The sequence below is a fragment of the Pseudomonas monteilii NBRC 103158 = DSM 14164 genome, from assembly GCF_000730605.1.
GTDB classification, from domain to species: domain Bacteria; phylum Pseudomonadota; class Gammaproteobacteria; order Pseudomonadales; family Pseudomonadaceae; genus Aquipseudomonas; species Aquipseudomonas monteilii.
The window spans coordinates 34,295-48,941 of the sequence record NZ_BBIS01000060.1; the positions used below are offsets into that span (position 1 = coordinate 34,295).

Here is a 14,647-nt window from a genome sequence, read left to right on the forward strand (position 1 = left end):
GCAAGAGGGTCCACATGAACAGCAAATCCGCCGTCGCCGCACCGCAGGCCGTGGCCGGGATCGGTCGCCATCGCTTCCTGGTCCTGGCGCTGATCTTCGTCATCACCGTCATCAACTACGCCGACCGCGCCACCTTGTCGATCACCGGCACCGAGGTGCTCAAGGACCTCGGCCTGGACCCGGTCATGCTGGGCATGATCTTTTCTGCGTTCGCCTGGGCCTACGCCCTGGGCCAGGTGCCCGGGGGCTGGTTGCTCGACCGCTTCGGTGCCCGCCGCGTGTATGGCATCAGCCTGATCCTCTGGTCGCTGTTCACGCTGCTGCAAGGGACTGTCGGCTGGATGGGTTTGGCCGGTGTGTCTGCTGCGGTGGCGCTGTTTTCCATGCGCTTCATGCTGGGCCTGGTGGAGTCGCCTGCGTTCCCGGCCAACTCGCGCATCGTCAGTTGCTGGTTCCCCACCCGTGAGCGTGGAACCGCCTCGGCGCTTTTCAACTCGGCGCAGTACATGGCTGTGGTGGTATTTGCCCCGCTGATGGCGTGGATGACCCATACGCTGAGTTGGGAGCAGGTGTTCATCTGGATGGGGGTGTTGGGGCTGGTACTGAGCGTGGTGTGGTTCCGCCTGTACCACGAACCGCACAGCGCGCCAGGCTTGAGCCGCGAAGAGCTGGATTACATGCGTAAAGGCGGCGCGCTGGTCGACCTGGAAAAGGAACGCAAGGCGACCCAAAGCAAACCGACCCGTGCCGAAGTGATGCAACTGTTCACCAGTCGCAACCTGTGGGCGGTGTACCTGGGCCAGTACTGCATCACGGCGCTGACCTACTTCTTCATCACCTGGTTCCCGATCTACCTGATCAAGGGCCGTGGCATGACCATCATGGAGGCAGGCTGGGTGGCTGCGTTGCCGGCCATCTGTGGTTTCACGGGCGGCATCCTTGGCGGGTTCATTTCCGATTGGCTGATCCGCCGTGGCGTGCATCCGTCCAGAGCGCGCAAGACCCCGTTCATCGTTGGCATGGCGCTGTCCACCAGCCTGGTGTTGGCCAACTACATGGATAGCAACGCGGCGGTGATTGCCATGATGACCCTGGCCTTCTTCGGTAAGGGCCTGGCAGCGGTGGGTTGGGCGGTGCTGTCGGATGTGGCGCCGAAAAAGATGGTTGGCCTGTGCGGCGGTGTGTTCAATGGCATCGGCAACGTTGCCGGTATCGTCACCCCGCTGGTGATCGGTTATGTGGTGGCCAGCACCGGCTCGTTCCATAACGCACTCTGGTTCGTGGCCGCCCATGGCGTGCTGGGGATCTTCGCTTACCTGTTGCTGGCCCGACGCTTCGAGCGCACCGGGCAGGCGTAGGCAGACGCCTTGGCAACAGAGGCCCCGGGAGACCGGGGCTTTTTTGTGGGCGCTCAAACGTGGCCAGACCCGTTGGCACATTCAAATGAAAAACAAAAGCTTCAGACGGCCCGATGGCGCGATCGGGCATGCCGTTCGCGACATCTGGCGTTAATGGAATTGCCCTGTCGTGATCGAACAGTTCCGGGGCGTTCTCGTGTAATTTCCCACAGCCTTGCGGGGCTTAAATGAAGCCCGAACCGCAATGACACCTTGCTCTGTGATGCGTGCCAAAGATCAACAACAGCGCGCGAGCAACCTGTCGACTTATTGATTTGAAAGGAGATATTTTCGCCTACGCCTGCCCGTCCATCCTTGTGTCAGCAAAAAGAGAACAACATCAATGAACACCGTGGGATCTGATGGCAACCTTGCACAAGGTTTCAAGCCACGTCATGTAACGATGCTGTCCATCGCCGGCATCATCGGCGCCGGACTTTTCGTAGGCTCTGGCCATGCCATCGCGGCGGCCGGGCCAGCTACCATAATTTCCTATTTCGTGGCCGGGACCCTGGTGGTTCTGGTTATGCGCATGCTCGGCGAAATGGCCGTGGCGCACCCTGACACCGGGTCGTTTTCCACCTATGCCGACCAGGCCATCGGCCGTTGGGCCGGCTACACCATCGGCTGGTTGTACTGGTGGTTCTGGGTGTTGGTGATCCCTATCGAAGCGCTGGCCGCCGGGCATGTGTTGAACGCCTGGTTCCCGCAGGTGGACAGCTGGATCTTCGCCCTGGCCTCGGTACTGCTGCTCGCTGGCACCAACCTGTTCAGCGTGGCCAAGTACGGTGAGTTCGAGTTCTGGTTCGCCATTCTCAAGGTAACGGCGATTTTGGGTTTCATCGGCCTGGGCTTTGCCGCGCTGATGGGCTGGCTGCCTAACCGCGAGGTCAGCGGCCTGAGCAGCCTGATGGCCGAGCACGGCGGCTTTACGCCGAAGGGTTGGTCGGCAGTGGTGGGCGCGTTCATTACCGTGATGTTCAGCTTCATCGGCACCGAGGCGGTGACCATCGCTGCGTCCGAGTCCAGCGACCCGTCGCGCAACATTGCCAAGGCCACCCGCTCGGTGATCTGGCGTATCAGCACCTTCTATATCCTGTCGATCTTCGTGATCATCTCGGTGGTGCCATGGAACGACCCGCAATTGGCCGTGGTGGGCTCGTACCAGCGTGCGCTGGAAATCATGAACATCCCCAATGCGGCGTTCATGGTCGACCTGGTGGTGCTGGTGGCCGTGACCAGCTGCATGAACTCGTCGATCTACATTGCTTCGCGCATGATGTACTCGCTGGCCAAGCGCGGTGACGCCCCGGCCTTCCTCAACAAGACCTCCAAGGTTGGCGTGCCACGGGCTGCAGTGTTTGGCAGCACCCTGATCGGCGCGGCCATCGCCATCCTCAATTACTTCGCGCCGAAGGGCGTGTTCGAGTTCCTGCTGGCCAGCTCTGGCGCCATCGCCCTGCTGGTGTACATGGTCATCGCCATCTCGCAGCTGCGCATGCGCCGCCGCCTGGAGCGGGAGAACACCGAGCTGAAGTTCCGTATGTGGCTGTTCCCGTACATGACCTGGGCGGTGATCATCTTCATCGCCGGGGCACTGGCGGTGATGATGTACACGCCTGAGCACCGGGCGGAAGTGAGTTCGACCTTGGGCCTGGCGATCGTGATTTCCTTCCTGGGGATCGTGACTTCGCGGGGCCATGCGCAACCGGTGGGGGCGCGTTCGATGGGGTGATTGAGTTCACCTGGCAGTAAGGCAATTGCCCTGGCGATAGCGCGTGAGTTCACCGGCTTTTGTCGGTGTTGGCAGGCACAAAAAACCGGATCAATGTCCGGTTTTTTTGTGCCTGCATTTCTGGCTAGGGGTTCATGTTCCAGATGTCGTCTGCGGCTCATTCAATGTCGAAATCCGGCCGCATTTCCGTGCTGCAGTCGGGGTGTAGTGGCGGAGCGTGAACTCCAGTAAAAATAAATGAGGTAATTTCTCATTCTCGTTCGGCTTGTGTAGATAAGGCCGGATTACAGGCCAGTCAGCCGACCCCCGACACGGAGCGAGAGAATGAGTTTTACCCCGGTTTCACAGCGCACCCCATTGAATCGTGCCCTACACGCGGCACTCTTTGGTCTGGTTGTCAGCACTTACGCGCTACCGTCGTTGGCGCAGCCTTCGAGCGCTGAACACAGCAGCCCGCTCAAGCAGTGGAACATTCCCGCCGGCCCGCTGGCACCGGCACTTGACCGCTTTGCGCGGGAGGCGGGGATCAGCCTTTCTTTCGAAGCGCAGAACGTGGCCAACCGCAACACCCAAGGGGTGCAGGGCGCGCTGGATACCCAGTCGGCATTGTCGTCGTTGCTGCAAGGGACCGAGTTGCAGCTTGAACAGCAAGGCCCTGCTGCCTACCTGGTGGTGCCGCAGCCAAAACCTGCCGGCCCGCTGGAGCTGGGTGCGACTGAGGACTATCGCCTTGCGCCCATCATCATCAACTCCAAGGTCAAGGCCAGTGCCGATGACGACATTAACTCGGTGGTTGCCAAGGAACTGTGGGTAGGTGGCAAGGTGGCGACCAGCATCCTCAACACGCCAGCTTCGGTGTCTGTGGTCACCAACAAGGAAATGCAGCAGCGCAGTGTCAGCACCACGGAAGAGGCGCTGCAATACACCCCTGGCGTGGTCAGCGACTTCTACGGCTCGGACGACCGCAACGACTACTTCCAGATTCGCGGCTTTCAGGCCACCACGTACCGTGACGGCCTGACCTTGAGCTCGATGCGGGGTGTGCGCGAAGACCCTTACGCATACGAGCGCATCGAAATTCTGCGAGGCGCCAACTCCACCCTGTTCGGCCCGGCAGACCCGGGTGGCTCGTTGAACTTCGTGACCAAGCAGCCGCGCTTCGAAAAGTTTGGCCAGGGTTACGTGACCTATGGCTCCTATGACCATGCCGAGACCGGCATCGATGTGGGTGACGCCCTGAATGACGAACAGACTTTGGCCGGCCGCTTCACAGCCAAGATGCAGAACAGCGACCGCGAGTACGACCATTCGCAGGACGACAACCGCTTCGTGATGGGTGGGCTGACCTGGGCACCTACCGACTTCACCTCGGCCACGGTGATCCTCGACTACCTGAAGACCAACAGCTCGCCAAACAGCGGTGGCTACCCACTGGACAAGGAATACGACCGCAGCGATTTCTACGGCGAGCCCGGCTACAACTTCCACGATGTCGAGCGCACCAGCCTCAGCGGCAACATCACCCACGACTTCGACAACGGCTTTACGCTGCGCAGTAACCTGCGCTACAGCGAGTTGAGCGATGACTTTGGCTATGTCTACCTGAGCGACAGCGCTTCGCGGGTGGGTACCACCATACCGCGCTATGTATTCGGGACTGACAGCGATGCCGACCAGCTCAACGGTAACCTGATGCTGCAATACGATGCCCAGTTCGAGCACATCGACAGCAGCACCCTGGTGGGTGTGGAATACCTCGACTCGACCACCAAACAGAGCTCCGTCTACAGCCTGGCCCCCTCCATCGATATCGCCAACCCGGTATTCACCGGCGTGCCGGGCGGTGTTACGCCCTATACCCGCAAGAAAAACGACGCCACCACCAAGGCCGTGTTCCTGCAGCAGAACCTGTCCTTCTACGACCGCCTGATCGCAACAGCGGGTGTGCGTAATGACTCCATGGACCTGTCCAGCACGGAGTACGTTGGCGGGGTGAACAAGCAAAGCGACAACTTCTCTGAAACGTCCTACCGTGGCGCGCTGACGTACATCGTCAACGATGAAGTTTCCACTTACGTGAGCATGGTGGAGTCGGTTTCGCCTCCGCAGGTTGGCGTAACGCCGCAGACCGGCAGGCAGTACGAAGTGGGCGTGAAGTACTCGCCACTGGGCATGGATGCGTTGTTCTCTGCTGCCGTTTATGACCTGACCCAGGAAAACGTCACTATCGCCGTCGTGCTGCCGAGCGGCATCATCGAGCAGCAGACGGTGGGTGAGTCACGGGCACGTGGCCTGGACCTGGAAGCCAAGGCGCAAGTCACGCAAAACCTCAGCCTGATCGGTGCCTATTCCTACATGGAAACGGAGGTGCTGCGCGGCGCGCTGTATGACGGCACTTCGCTCAAGGGCAAGGAATTCACCGTGGCGCCGAAGCATACGGCCTCGCTGTGGAGCTACTACGACATTGCCAACACGGATGTGAGCGTTGGTCTGGGGGCTCGGTACGTAGGTGGCTATTACATGGATGCTGCCAACACCAAGAAAAGCGACGGCACCACACTGTTTGACGCGGCGCTGAACTACAAGATTGCCAAGGGGACAGACCTTGCGCTGAATGTGAGCAACCTGTTTGACGAGCAGCATGTGGTGGGGTCGGGGACGGCTAACTACTACAACCCGGGGCGGGAGGTTACGGCCAAGTTGAGTTATAGCTGGTAAGGCCTGGGTCTGGGGCGGGTGGCTGTTGGGGAAGTCAGCCCGCCTCTACCGCACTTCAAACAACTGAACGAGGTAAGATTAAGGCGAATTGCCATTATTCGCCTGGGTAGTGTCCTGGGCACTCATGGAACGGTAAAGACCAGCAACAATCCCCAGGAAGGACTAAATGCGCACACAGGTAATTATTGAGGATCACGTCCTACCACAGTTGCTCACCTCGGCAATCGAAGCGTACGAGGTGTCGCACAGGTCGCACGCGCGAGGCAAGAGCAACAAAAAGCTCGAAACATTCGGTTTGCTGTGGGGGTATGCCTTGCCCGTGCGCAACAACCAGCCTGCGCGCTTGGTTGCGGTTGTAGCAACGGTCGAAACGTCTGCACTCAGACACTCGGAATGGGTAAAGCCCGATTTTGCATCCATCGCGATGAAGCGCGATTTCTTTGCAGAGTACTGGCCGCAACTGGAGCTTATCGGCACCTTTCATTCGCACCCCTACGAAGACCTCAGCGAGGTCAACGACGCGAAGGGCTGGCGAGCTTCTGAGGCTGATATGGAGTTTTGGCCCGCGTTTCACGAGTTCGTCTGCCCAGACATGGATGAACTGGCGCATCTGGTCATTGCAGTTACCGGCCTTGCTCGCAAAGGTTCGGCAGAACCCCAGCGTTTGCTGGGTAGCGAGTACACCTCCGGCTATGTGATCAGTGCCGAAAAGCGCAAGCTCTGGATCAAGGGGTACACCACGTCGCTCTACGAGGAAATCGATGAAGATGCCCCTTTCGATGAAAATTTCATGGCCGGCGACATCGAGATGGAACACTCCTACGACGTATGGGAAGACGAAGACGTGCTGCTTGAAATACCCTCGCTGGAAGCGCGCTTCAGGCACGAACTACTGCGCAAGTAAGCCGGAGATAACCCCGGCATTCAGGCATTAGTCATTCATCAGCCACGGCTTCAGTTCCTTGAGGTTGCTTACCACCAGCTGCTGGGCTTCGGGCAGTACCGCCATGTTGCGGTGGTCAATTTGGTACCGCTGTAACACGTACTTCACCAGCGCCCTGCGGCTGGGCACTACCAACCGCCCATCCGTCATGCCGAAGTCGGTTTCGATGATTGCCTTCTGCGCCGCGTTCAGCCGCTCATCCGGCGCGAAGATAACCGGCACCTCGACATTCCAGTCTTCATCCTGCTCGCGGGTGTTCGGCGAGGCGTCGAGCAAGTCTGGTTGCCCACGCAGGCGGCTGAGCACGAAGTCGCGATACTGACCGTTCTTTTCGCAGTAGGCCCGCACATGCCAGCGCATGCCGGTGTACACCAGCGTGTGCGGGGCGATCAGGCGCACCTCGACGTTGGGGGTGTTGAAGGACACGTATTCGGTTTCCAGCCGCCGGCCTTCACGGCAGGCCTTGAGCAAAGGGCGTAGCACCTCGGGCCGAATGGGGCGATCAGGCACTTCCAGCACCCGAGTATGCGCATAAGCCAGCGCCAACCCGTCGATGTGCGGGGCGCGTTCATTGTTCTGATACAGCAGGTGCAGATAGGCGCTGGCGCTGTTGTCGATGAATAGCGGCTCGAACTGTCCGCTAGGTACATAGCCCTTGATCTGCTTGTCATACGTCAAGTTTTCGGGCGCATGCTCGGTGATGTAGGTGTTGATGTCCTTCGACGCTTGCTGGCGGCTGATGCCAAAGCTCTGCATCAGGTGGCCCGTGGTCAGCCGGCCTTCCCACCAGGCAACAGTTTCGATCAGGCGATAGCGAAGTGCCAAGTCCCAGCGTACCTGCTCGATGGATTGCTTGCGTTTCATACCCTCTCCATGTGCGCGATTACTTTACCTGTATAAGTCTACATTCTGGACGTGTAGTTTTGCATTACATATCTTTGGCTCGTCTTCGGAATACATCGGGGGCTGCAAAGGACATGAGTATGACAATGCCGGAAGTGGTTGCGACGGGGGCCCTGGTGGCGATGGGGATCATTCTGCTGGTGCTGGTTCAGCAGGGGTTGAGGCTGGGTGAGCTTGGGAAGAAGGTGGAGCACTGCCAGAAGGATTTGCGCTGGTTGCAGATTTGGGAGATGGAGAACCGGGAGCTGAGGGCGGCGGTGCGGGCGGAGAGGGAGCATGTGGGGCAATTGCAGAGGAAGGTGGTGATCTTGCAGGACCTAGCCTTCGGGGATGGGCGGCAAGTATGAGTAACATTGAGGGGGGCAGCGACTGCCTGCCGCTGGAAATACACTGAGCTGCACCACCCTTGATAGCGCGGTTTTGATCATAGCAGCGCAAGTGAACACGGTAATGATGCTAGCCAGAACTATGGCCAAATGCCATTATTGAAAACAGTTTTGATATCGACCTTTTCAGCCTTGGTCCCCACTAAGCCTGGTACAGGTAGCGGACCAACAACTTCTCGAACGGAATCTGGTATGACCACCGAAAAAGCAGAAAGCAGCTCATCACTGATGAAGATGGTAGAAGCCATTGCCATCAGTCCTCAGGATGCACGGGAGCTGGTCGCTCAGTACCAGGCTCAAGCCCGCAACGCCTCGCCGTCTGCAACCGAGCAGAAAATTGAGGACGTGGTTGTAGACAAGATCATCAGCCGGTACTCGAAGCTGGCCGCCACATCCGGTGCTGCCACCGCACTTCCAGGTGTTATCCCTGGGATCGGCACCGCCGTGAGCGCAGTGGGCGGAGGGCTGGCGGATATTTCAGTGTGCATGAAGCTGCAGATTGATATGACCATGTGCCTTGCAGTGGCGATCAACGGCAAGATGTCCAACGAAGATGCTAAGCACATGTCGTACATTATTGCGTTGTACGGTTCGCTGGAGCAGATGGGGTCTGCGGGAACGACCAGAATCGCTAGCAAAGCGGGGGTACGCATGGTCAAAAAGTACCTGACAGGGCCGGTGCTTGTGGTGATCAAGGACTTGTTTGCGAAGATTGGGATTTCGTTTACCCAGAAGGCTGCAGCGAAGGTCATTCCGTTTGGGATTGGAGTTGTGGTGGGAGGGACGGCGAACTATGCGCTTACTAAGTATGTGGGGAAAACGGCTCGGGATGCGTTTCGGTTGAGTGTTAAGGAGGAGGTTGTTGCGGAGTAGTGGGCGGTGTTTGAGTTGTGTGGATAGGCTTGAAATAAAGCTCAGTGGTATCGTTTTTGCAGGGTGGGTCGTCTGGTAGGCAAGGGGGCCGGGGTAATTTGAAACCGGTCGGTATCTGTCTGTTTTTGCTGGTAAATAATTTTTTGCTCAACTTGCTTGGAATACCAGTTGGAACTCTGCGTGGTCTGGATTCCGATGGACGGTGCCTTTTGAGAACCGTCCCCAAAAAATGAATCGGGGCCGAATCTATAAAGCAAATGGTCATCCAGTTGATCGTTGCCCCTGCGCTTGCCGGTACAGGGGCTCCTAGCAAACGATACCGTCAATGATTGCCAGGTTGGCTAAGCCGACTCTCGAAGTACTGCGCAGTCTCTTCGTCGGTGCAGTACAGGTAGCAACCCTTCATCCCGCGTGTCATTAGGGTTCGGTACGTATTTTTGATGATCAGGTCTGTTTCACTTTTCGCGAGGGTAGGTTGCTCTTTCATCATTTTTTTCCAGCCGCGAATCGATTTATCGTGCTTGTCGCGCTCGTCCGGGGATGTCACTACCTGACCGTCACGTACGACTAGATCTGGCCCGATAATCACGCCGATGTAGTCGACTTCCAAACCTTGGCAGGTATGAATGCAGCCAACCTGCTCAATGGATTTTTCAGCGATGATCCATAGGCTGCCATCCTGATCCAGGTTCCATTGGCGTTTGTAGTCACCAATCACGATATCAGCAGCGGTGGGGTCTTTCTTGCTCAACCAAGGCCAGCAATAGCCCGCGACCACACGAGCTTTGTTTCCGTGGTTTTTCTCGTTGATTGCGTCATGCATCGCCTGAGGTGAGTCGAACACCTTAAACTCGTACTCTTGGGTCTCAAGCGTCGGATTTGCCGTCGAGCGAATGCCCAGCATGTCATCCAGCCATGCCAGGTAACCGTCAGAACCACTGCAGCGAAACTGCGAAGACAGCACGTGCTCTTCAACCACAGCACCCTTGGCTTTTGCAAAGGCGCGTATCGCCTGTTTGCTGCCGATATCGCTCAAGGTTACACGCTGGTCCTCATCAATAAAGAAGATGGAGCATTTCGCTGAGTCAATCAGCTCCTTAATCTGGTTTTCCCCAAGGTTTCCGTAAAGCCCACTTTTCTCATTTAGCCGATGAGCTTCGTCCACGATAAGCGTATCGAATGTGTTGGGCTCGGTGTCGATGAATGCCCCAGAGCCTGAAAAGAAATTCGAGAAATGGCTGCGCTTGATGGTGCCGACCAGTTTGCTTTCGTAGACCTTGCGTGGGGCTGCATTCTTGGAGACGTATTTGCTCATCAGCTTCAATTCGGTGAGCTTCACCAGCAGATTGATAGCCAGAACAGTTTTCCCGGTGCCTGGTCCACCTTCGATGATCATCACCTTGGGTGCTTGGTCCGAGGCTTCGCTTGCCGCCGCAAGCGCCGACTCAAAAATTGCTTTCTGATCGTCAATCAATACGAACTCGGGTTTGCCTTTCATCAACCCCGCGAGGGCTTCAGCTAGTGCTTTGGATGGGCGAATTTTTCCTTCGGACAGCTCGTAAAGAACCTCTTTGTTGTCGCCATGACTTATATGCTTTTTCAGAAAGGTTCTGAGTTTACTGAGCTCTTCCGGGCCTTTCAGAAACAGCGGAGCCTTGCTGATGTGGGGCTCATAGTGGGCTGAATCTATGACCCCGTCGCTGACGTAGTTATGGAGGTAGGCACACGGACGGATTTCGATGCTTTTGTCATACACCGCCTCGTTGAAGCCTTCCAGCAGCGCTGCATAGGACCATACCTGATAGGACGGGTGAATGGTCTCAATGAGGCCGCCACCCAACGCCGTTTTGACGATGGCGTCTTTGGTTGTGGCGTTGGCCTTGCTCCATTGCTTCAGCTCGATCAGTACGGCCTTTTTTGCCTGGTTTTCGTCGCGACCGGTGAGTAGAAAGTCGATTCGCTTCGACGACTGCGGAATGTGCAATTCAATGGCCAGGCCTGCATCGCTCGGGAGGCCCTCATCTCTAAGGACCTTGGCCATGTACGTCAGGGACCCTTGCCACGACCTGATTTCCGAGGAGCCAACGTTCTTGCCGGTAGCTTCCTTGTAATGCCTGAGGATCACCTCCTCAATGTCATCGTTATCGTTGTCTTTAAGAAATTGCTGTTTGGTCGCAGCGTAAACGATCACGGGTTGTCCTTAGGTGCGTGTTGGTCAAAGTCGGTCGTACTTTTTGCTGGTGCTTCTGGCTTTTTCTACGGGGTACTTCTGGCCATTCGAGGCGAGTTTCTGTGTCACCGCCTCATTGAGGTCAATGCCAAGTACGCTGCTCAGGCGAACCAGGTACATCAGTACATCCGCCAGTTCATCCTTGATGGCTTGGCCGATTTCGGGGTCTGTTGCGGCGGAGATCGAGTCGGCATCGCTCATCCATTGGAAAATCTCGCACAGCTCGCCTACCTCTCCAGTGAGAGCCAGGATGAGATTTTTGGGAGAGTGGAATTGCTGCCAGTCGCGATCATCTGCGAAACGCTGAAGGGATGCGGCGAGCTTCACTACGTCAACCAGTGGCGCGGATGAGCTGTCAGAGTCACTCACGGTGCTATCTCTTGTGTATCAATGGAGGAGAAAAATCGTAGGAATGCGGCCGAGGATTGTAAGAGTTTTCTCTGTTACGTAGGGCTTTTTGTAGTTTTTATCCTTACGGACCTGCCGGCCAGGCTACTCTGCAGCGCTCGCATGCTAGCTAGGCACATGGCGAGATTGTTACGCAGTGCCTAGCTGGCGTTCCGGGCGTGATTAAGGTGGCTGGTGATAGCAGGACTGTGCAGGGAGACCTTGAGGCCAGTGCATTTGCGGTAAGTCTTAGCCTTTCGATAGTCAAATACACCGGTCGCTCCTTGCCGAAGCTGTGCTTGTCCGTTCTGTGATTGACCTCCTAGCCTCACTCCATAGCCATGGATGCTGCAGTGGGTTTACGAATTCGACGTAAGGCTTGTCATAATTGGCTTTCTTGCTTGACACATGTGTGCAATTGGTTAGCATTGAAGGTCATATGCACGTGATACGCTGAGGAAGTAAAAATGCAGGTTAGATCGGAAGACATCATTGCGCTGATAGAAGCCTCTCTTGAAGCTAATTATTCCGATGTCCGCTCAGCCAGCAATAAGATCGCTAAATCTATAAGCAATTATGATTTAGAGTCGGCGCAAAAAATTAAGTCGATCTTGCGAAAGAGAGGTGTACCGCTTCAGAGTTCGGGGTACATGGAAAGTCTGCCGGTCGACACTAAATCACGCATGCCTTTGTTGGAGGAAGCCCAATGGCCGGTGAGCCCCTTGTTTCTCAATGGTGATGCCAGAAATGTATTTCAAACATTTATTGCTGATGTAATAAATATTGATGAGCTGATTTCACACGGGCTTGCAGGGCGCCTCAACCTTTTATTGTCGGGACCTCCAGGCACAGGTAAGACCTTGATTGCTGGTCACATAGCCGCTCAGCTTAATCGACCATTATATGTTGTTAGGCTTGAGTCAGTTATATCATCCCTGTTGGGAGATACTGCAAAAAATCTTCGGCAGATATTCGACTTTGCTCCCAAGAAGAATGCTATTCTTTTTTTGGATGAAGTGGACGCAGTAGCGAAACTTCGCGATGATCGTCACGAATTAGGTGAGCTAAAAAGAGTGGTTAATACCTTAATCCAGGGCTTAGACTCTCTTGATGATCACTCAGTTGTCATAGCAGCCACAAATCACTCTGGGTTATTAGATCCAGCAATTTGGCGGCGTTTTCCATACAAAATCAAATTCCAGACCCCAGATTGCGATATGAGAGAAAATCTCTGGAATCATTTTCTGTTTTTAGACTCTGGAGAAGAAGGTATAAACAAGCTTCTCGCAGAGTTGTCTGAAGGGCTCAGCGGCGCCGATATTGAGAGCATATCTATAGCCACGCGACGGAAATGCATTTTATCAAAATCAGAAATAAATCTTGGCTCTGTAATCAGCGCGGTTGTCGAGAGCACTCTAGGGAATACCGCCATGCCAACAAATGGAGAGCTTTCAATTACTGAAAAGAAAAACATCTCTCGCTTGCTTCATCGAGAATACAATGTTACTCAAGTTGACTTGGCAAAAATTCTAAGTACTAGCCGACAAACCATATCAAGTTACTTAAAGGACTAAAAAGTGGCAGCCAACAATGGAACTCCGCTGATCAATCCGGTGCTCAATTTTTTAAGAAAGCCGGCACCTTCAGCAATTAAAGGGGGAGGGAAAAATGAGAAGGATGTACGACAAAATCGTCTTCTAGCTCAGAGGGCGAAGTTGTCAGAAGCCTTCGATAGCTTCAGTAAACAAGTGGGTGAAATTAAAACCCATGCAAATAAGACTCATCTTGTCGTAAGGATGTTCAGCGATTCGCACGCCTCTACTTGGACTCCAAAAGACATTTTTTCCAGTAACTATGGCTGCAGAATTGTGGCGCCGGCATTTGATGGCTATCTCTTGGAAAGCGATGTAAAGGCCTTCGATGTCATCTCGAAGCGTTTGAAAACCGCAAAAAATATTGTGGAGCGCGTTGATATATCGCGCGTGGAGTCAGTTAGCCTATTCAATGCGTTCGAAACTTTTCGTGGAAAAACTGCAGAAGAATTTTGGGGGGCTGAAGGGCAAGGAGATTGCAAGCAATTTAGTTTTTGGCTTCTTCCCTTCTCTAATGAGGAGGCTAGATTGTCAGTTGTTAGCGACTTATTAGAGCTATATCGGAAGAAGAAAATTTCTTTTGGTGATGAACGGTTTTCAAACTTATTTGACGTCAAGGCAGAAAGTGAAGAGCCTGACGAAAGCATTGATCCGGTATTGCTGTATGCTTGCCAGCAATACCTTGAGTCAGGAATCGCTTCCTTCTCAGCTGAGGTGGACTCAGTTCATACCCTCCAAGAGATTGCAGCGTCAGGGACAACATATCGTATTGAGCCTGTCTCAAGCATTACATCCAATTCGACTCCTCCGGGCCAGGGCGCTGAGCCAGATCTATCAAGCATATCTCCACAAGATCTCCCTATCGTTGTGGTAATTGATGGAGGGCGCTCGGCTGCAAGTTACAAACCGTTTGAATACTGGGCAGCTCCTCCTTTAATCGACGATTTTGTGGCAAATAGAATTCACGGTAATCAGATAACATCTCTCGTGTGTAACGGACATGCGTGGAACAATAACCTAAATCTTCCAGAATTGAATTGTCGGTTCGCAACCGTCCAAGCAATTGCAAAGGATGGAACGAAGAAACAGCCAACCCAGAATCAGTTCCTTAACTACTTGAAAGATGTTGCTGCTGCCACCAATACCTTTGCAAAGGTATGGAATCTGTCATTTAACGAAATAGCCCCGTCAGCGAATCCCAAAGAGATTAGTTTTCTTGGGCATGAGATCAATAAAATTGCTCGTGAGTATGGGATTTTACCGATTATTTCGATTGGCAACGTTTCAAACTCCAACCTAAAAAAGTTATGTCCGCCCGCGGACTGTGAGGGAGCTTTGACGGTCAGCGGTCGTACTGCCAGTGCCGTGGGCGTCCCTTCGCAAGCATGCTCACTTAGCTTGAAGGGGCCAGCCCCAGCAGGGATGAAAAAGCCGGACCTTTCATGGTTCTCAAGCCTTCGGATGATTGGCGGTGTTACTAAGG

At 54.9% G+C, this 14,647-nt stretch carries 11 protein-coding genes; 8 read left to right on the top strand and 3 right to left on the bottom strand.

The features are described from left to right. Positions 1 to 14: 14 nt before the first annotated feature. The 4 genes from PM2_RS26190 (at position 15) to PM2_RS26205 (ending at position 6,754) form a co-directional block, all read left to right on the top strand. On the top strand, positions 15 to 1,358 hold the full coding sequence (locus PM2_RS26190) for an MFS transporter (protein ID WP_028699927.1): 1,344 nt from the start codon (positions 15 to 17) through the stop codon (positions 1,356 to 1,358). A 382-nt stretch (positions 1,359 to 1,740) separates the two neighbouring features. Continuing rightward, positions 1,741 to 3,132, top strand: a complete 1,392-nt coding sequence (gene gabP, locus PM2_RS26195; protein WP_016712116.1) for a GABA permease — start codon at positions 1,741 to 1,743, stop codon at positions 3,130 to 3,132. 324 nt (positions 3,133 to 3,456) lie between these two features. Beyond that, positions 3,457 to 5,850: a TonB-dependent siderophore receptor gene (locus PM2_RS26200; RefSeq protein WP_028699926.1), complete on the top strand. Its 2,394-nt coding sequence runs from the start codon at positions 3,457 to 3,459 to the stop codon at positions 5,848 to 5,850. A gap of 166 nt (positions 5,851 to 6,016) precedes the next feature. After that, positions 6,017 to 6,754, top strand: coding sequence for a hypothetical protein (locus tag PM2_RS26205; protein WP_028699925.1), 738 nt, complete (start codon positions 6,017 to 6,019; stop codon positions 6,752 to 6,754). A 27-nt stretch (positions 6,755 to 6,781) separates the two neighbouring features. Here PM2_RS26205 and PM2_RS26210 read toward each other — a convergent pair whose 3' ends face one another. Further along, a complete protein-coding gene (locus PM2_RS26210; protein ID WP_028699924.1) occupies positions 6,782 to 7,657 on the bottom strand; it encodes a helix-turn-helix transcriptional regulator in 876 nt (291 codons plus the stop codon). Between the two features lie 119 nt (positions 7,658 to 7,776). On the opposite strand from PM2_RS26210, the gene PM2_RS26215 reads away from it, so the two are divergent. Together PM2_RS26215 and PM2_RS26220 are read left to right on the top strand one after the other, a co-directional pair. Then, a complete protein-coding gene (locus tag PM2_RS26215; protein ID WP_028699923.1) occupies positions 7,777 to 8,043 on the top strand; it encodes a hypothetical protein in 267 nt (88 codons plus the stop codon). Between the two features lie 231 nt (positions 8,044 to 8,274). Then, entirely contained in the window at positions 8,275 to 8,955 is a 681-nt protein-coding gene (locus PM2_RS26220; RefSeq protein ID WP_028699922.1) for an EcsC family protein, read from the top strand. 322 nt (positions 8,956 to 9,277) lie between these two features. Here PM2_RS26220 and PM2_RS26225 read toward each other — a convergent pair whose 3' ends face one another. Both PM2_RS26225 and PM2_RS26230 read right to left on the bottom strand, forming a co-directional pair. Continuing rightward, positions 9,278 to 11,146, bottom strand: coding sequence for a DUF2075 domain-containing protein (locus PM2_RS26225; protein WP_028699921.1), 1,869 nt, complete (start codon positions 11,144 to 11,146; stop codon positions 9,278 to 9,280). Positions 11,147 to 11,170: 24 nt separating this feature from the next. Next, positions 11,171 to 11,554 (bottom strand): nucleotide pyrophosphohydrolase, encoded by a 384-nt coding sequence (locus tag PM2_RS26230; RefSeq protein WP_028699920.1) that lies wholly within the window; start codon positions 11,552 to 11,554, stop codon positions 11,171 to 11,173. A gap of 485 nt (positions 11,555 to 12,039) precedes the next feature. On the opposite strand from PM2_RS26230, the gene PM2_RS30380 reads away from it, so the two are divergent. Both PM2_RS30380 and PM2_RS30385 read left to right on the top strand, forming a co-directional pair. Next, complete coding sequence (locus PM2_RS30380) at positions 12,040 to 13,146, top strand: AAA family ATPase (RefSeq protein WP_028699919.1); 1,107 nt, start codon at positions 12,040 to 12,042, stop codon at positions 13,144 to 13,146. A gap of 3 nt (positions 13,147 to 13,149) precedes the next feature. Next, the coding region (locus PM2_RS30385; RefSeq protein ID WP_155276341.1) for a S8/S53 family peptidase at positions 13,150 to 14,647 on the top strand (1,498 nt) is incomplete at its 3' end.